General features: G+C 63.9%; 4 protein-coding genes and 1 pseudogene. 1 reads left to right on the top strand and 4 read right to left on the bottom strand.

Translation table 11 applies throughout. The annotated features are described in order from the left end of the window. Positions 1-49: 49 nt before the first annotated feature. Together AAH979_RS42700 and AAH979_RS42695 are read right to left on the bottom strand one after the other, a co-directional pair. Entirely contained in the window at positions 50-349 is a 300-nt protein-coding gene (locus AAH979_RS42700; RefSeq protein WP_346263818.1) for a hypothetical protein, read from the bottom strand. A 562-nt stretch (positions 350-911) separates the two neighbouring features. Further along, complete coding sequence (locus AAH979_RS42695; RefSeq protein WP_346263817.1) at positions 912-1,037, bottom strand: hypothetical protein; 126 nt, start codon at positions 1,035-1,037, stop codon at positions 912-914. Positions 1,038-1,795: 758 nt separating this feature from the next. On the opposite strand from AAH979_RS42695, the gene AAH979_RS42690 reads away from it, so the two are divergent. After that, entirely contained in the window at positions 1,796-2,530 is a 735-nt protein-coding gene (locus AAH979_RS42690) for a hypothetical protein (protein WP_346263816.1), read from the top strand. Between the two features lie 86 nt (positions 2,531-2,616). Here the strand turns inward: AAH979_RS42690 and AAH979_RS42685 are convergent. Both AAH979_RS42685 and AAH979_RS42680 read right to left on the bottom strand, forming a co-directional pair. Further along, positions 2,617-2,963 (bottom strand): annotated as a pseudogene (locus tag AAH979_RS42685) (VOC family protein); the annotation flags it as partial. Positions 2,964-3,110: 147 nt separating this feature from the next. Then, the coding region (locus AAH979_RS42680) for a tetratricopeptide repeat protein (protein ID WP_346263815.1) at positions 3,111-3,482 on the bottom strand (372 nt) is incomplete at its 5' end.

Here is a 3,482-nt window from a genome sequence, read left to right as displayed (position 1 = left end):
CTAAGGCGGCGGTACCGGCCGGAGTGGATGCTTGTCCTGGTCGAACCAGTCAGCCCCACCATGCGTTGACGTACAAGTCGTACAAGGACGGCGCCACGTAGTAGCACTGGTACTCCTCCCACTCCAGGCCGCCGCCATAGCCCTTCTCACCCCTGCTTATGCAGCTCGCAAGGTCCGTGTAGGAGGCGTAGTAGTCCCAGACCGGCCTCAGCGACTCGCTGGAAGCCGACCCGGTGTGGCTTCGGTCGACGCCGTTCGACGCCGACGCATAAGCGGCGCTACCGGTCATGGCGGTCACGGTAAGTCCTGCGACCATCAGCAGCGCGGCGAGTGCTCCCCTTGTACGCACGTCTTTCTCCTTCTCTTGTCGAGTCAATGATGGATACGGTCATGGCTGTACGGGTGCTGCCGGCAACGGCTCAGTACTGGTACACCCACAGTTCGGCTGTGATGCCAGTAGCATTGCGACACTCGGCGTAAAAGCCTGGCCTCGCATTCCACGTTCTGGCGTGCTCGTAGCACTGGGCCTCGGAATAGGTGCCCAATTTCCGCCATCCTGCGGGGGTCAGGACCCGTTCGCCGGCCGACGACTGCCCGGAGACCTCGGAAGCGCTTGCGGTCATCGAGGCGCCGCCAATCGCGAGCACTGCCGAGCCGACGGTCGCTGCCGCCATCAGGGTACGTCTGATCCTCATACACGTGGCTCCTTCTCTTGAATGCCTGTCCGCAAGGGCTGCCAACAGTCGGTCAGAAAACCGGCTGAATCCGCCCATCATCAGGGGGACAACCCTCGGACGCTCAGCCTCGACCAGAAGCCAAGCCAAACAGACAGCGGTTTCATTTCGGCTTCATGACGGCTTGTGCAACTCCTAACGAGAGGATGGTGGAGTGTCAGGGCTCCGGCAAAGTCGTTAGGTGATGCCGAGTAGTGCCAGTGGGCGGGTGCTGTCGCGGGCGTGGTGTCGGTTGGCGGCGGCGATGTTGGTGGTGCCGGCGGTCCGTAGTGCGCTGATGACGGCGTTGCGTAGGGCGGCCATGGCTTCGGTCCGGTGCCGGTGCGGATCTGGCTGCGGTCTTCGTCGTAGGTGACGTCGCGAACCCAGTGGACCTTGTTCTCGATCGACGAGCGATAGCCGGCGACCACGGCACACACTGCTGCGGTGGCCACGACCGTCAGCCGGTGCCGAACACCTCGCCAGGACCGGGGATCAGGCAGACCAGTTCGCGAACGACACGATGGCTACATGAACCGGGTGGGCACACGTCCACGCAACCCGGATAGCAAGCACTCGAAAATCGACCCGTCCGACGTTGAGCACTGGAAGGCGCAGTGGTCACTGTTCGACTGACGCAATCTGCCGCTCCTGCAGTCGCTTCAAACGCCATGATCGAACGCACTTCGGCAGTTCCGGACGTCGGCCGGCACGGAGGGTACGCCACGGAGCGTGACGACCCTGGCTCGTGATGGCACACGGTCGGCGGCATGAGCGGATGCCGAGAAGGCTCGTTCTCGGCCGCGTCGGTTTAGCGGCGGTTGCGACCAACTTGATCTTTAACCTGCGGGTGGCGGCATCGACCTCGGCTGATCATAGGGACAGCCCTTGATCGATCATTCCTCTTGTCTAGGGAAGAAGATCAAGGATCAAGGGCTGTCTGGTGGCAGTGTGCATGATGCCGGGCCGACCGGGGCGGGTAGCATCCGCGTGGTTCGTCGACGGAAGAATACCGACGGGAAGGAAACAGGTCAGTGCGTACTCTGCGGACAGCGGCTCCGGTTGTCGTCCTCGTTGCCGCGATGAGTCTTTCGATCACGGGTTGCGGCGTCGGTGCGGTATCCACCGACAGTTCGGCGCCGCTCGGGGAAACATCCGCGCCGACACAGCTCAGCCCGGTGGAGAAGCTGGCGGACGCGGCGGCGAAGACGAACCAGGGGGTCATGACCGTCGTCCTACAGCACTCCGGCCTGACGGCCGACCACAGAATGGACCCGGCCAACAAGAAGGCCACTATGAGCATCGCCATTCCGGATCCGGCGGGCGACACCCTCCGGGCCGAACTGATCCAGATTGGCACCGACCTGTACGTACGAACGCGTGACCTGCCCGGCGTGCCCAAAATGTGGATGCACATCGGTGTCGCGGCCCTTCCGGCCGGCAGTTCGTTCAACCTGCTGGCCGAGAGCGACCACACCGGGGCGGCCGACCTCGTCAGCTGCGTCGTCACCGCGAAACGGAAGGGTGGGGCCGACTTCGTCGGCACGCTGGACCTGACCCGCTCGCACTCCATCAGCCGGAAGGTGCTCGACGGACTCGGCCCGAAGGCAACGGCCGTTCCGTTCAGCGCTGTCACGAGCCCCGACGGAAACTTCTTCGAATTCAACATCGACGTACCGAGCGTGGACCCGACCTACGGCGCGCTCCGATACACCTACAGCAGGTCAGACGGGGTGGACGCCAAGCGGCCGGCCGCCTCCGAGGTCACCGACATCACCGCGCTACCACGATCGGTGATCGACCGCTTCGAGCTTTGACCAGCCGAAACACTCCCACTACCGCGACGCCAACCGCCCCCAGGTCCCTGCCTTCGGTCTCCGAGATAACTCAACCATCGCCGGGGGAGATCCCACCGGTTACCGGCGATGTCAAGAAAGACCGCGACCCGGCCATAGGGTTCCGAGCGCGGCTCCCGAACGTACGCGGCGTCGAAGTCTTCGACCCGGAGAAAAAACCGACTCGGCGGCGGCATGGTCACCGACAGCGGCATCTTGGCGTTCACCGTCTGCGCGGGCGAGAAGTAGCCCGGTCTGTGCGCCGGGAGGCCGAACGACCACCCACCGCTTCGGCCGCCCCGTCGTTGGTGAATGACGGTAAGTCCTCCACGAGGTCGAACCCGAGTACGTCGGTGAAGAAAACGATCGCAGGGTCGTATTCGTCAACAATCAGGGTAACCAGGTCGATCTGCATCGCCGTAGCGTACGTACAGCCGTATCGGCCCCGTCGCCGCCGCGCTGCCTGCGGCAGAAGAGTATGCCTGTTACCTATTCGACCTGGACCGGAGCGAATGCGCGCGTTAGTCAGAGGATCGGACGGCCCGGAGGGAGCGCTTGGCCCTCATTCCGAGACCCGGCGGCGGCGCCCAAGGATCGATGCGGTTGTGCGCTTCGTCGATACTGCATTAGGGCCGCGTGCAAGGACGTCGAGCCAATGCGCGAGTACTTCCCGGGTCGCGCGTACATCGGCATGGTTGCTGCTGAGCGTCCGAATCTGCCGCTTCAGCAGAGACTTGAGCGCGTCGACGGCGCCTACAATGTCACCGTTACGGGCACGCCAATGCGCCAGGCTCCCCATGGTCCGCATGGTGTCTGGATGGTTGGGCTCTAGGACTCGGGCTTGGTCGGCGGACACCGCAGTGAGCGCCGATAGTGCGCGTGCGGGGCCTTCGACCTCGCCCAGCCAGTGTGCAAGGTTAATGCGGGTGGTTAG

This window comes from Plantactinospora sp. ZYX-F-223, from assembly GCF_039649625.1.
Classification (GTDB): domain Bacteria; phylum Actinomycetota; class Actinomycetes; order Mycobacteriales; family Micromonosporaceae; genus Plantactinospora.
This window is presented reverse-complemented; position numbering and strand designations above follow the sequence as displayed.

Excerpts from the sequence above, each read along its gene's own strand:
- AAH979_RS42695 (WP_346263817.1), bottom strand. The coding sequence starts at position 1,037 with ATGGCCGCCCTACGCAACGCCGTCATCAGCGCACTACGGACCGCCGGC.
- AAH979_RS42690 (WP_346263816.1), top strand. The coding sequence starts at position 1,796 with ATGAGTCTTTCGATCACGGGTTGCGGCGTCGGTGCGGTATCCACCGAC.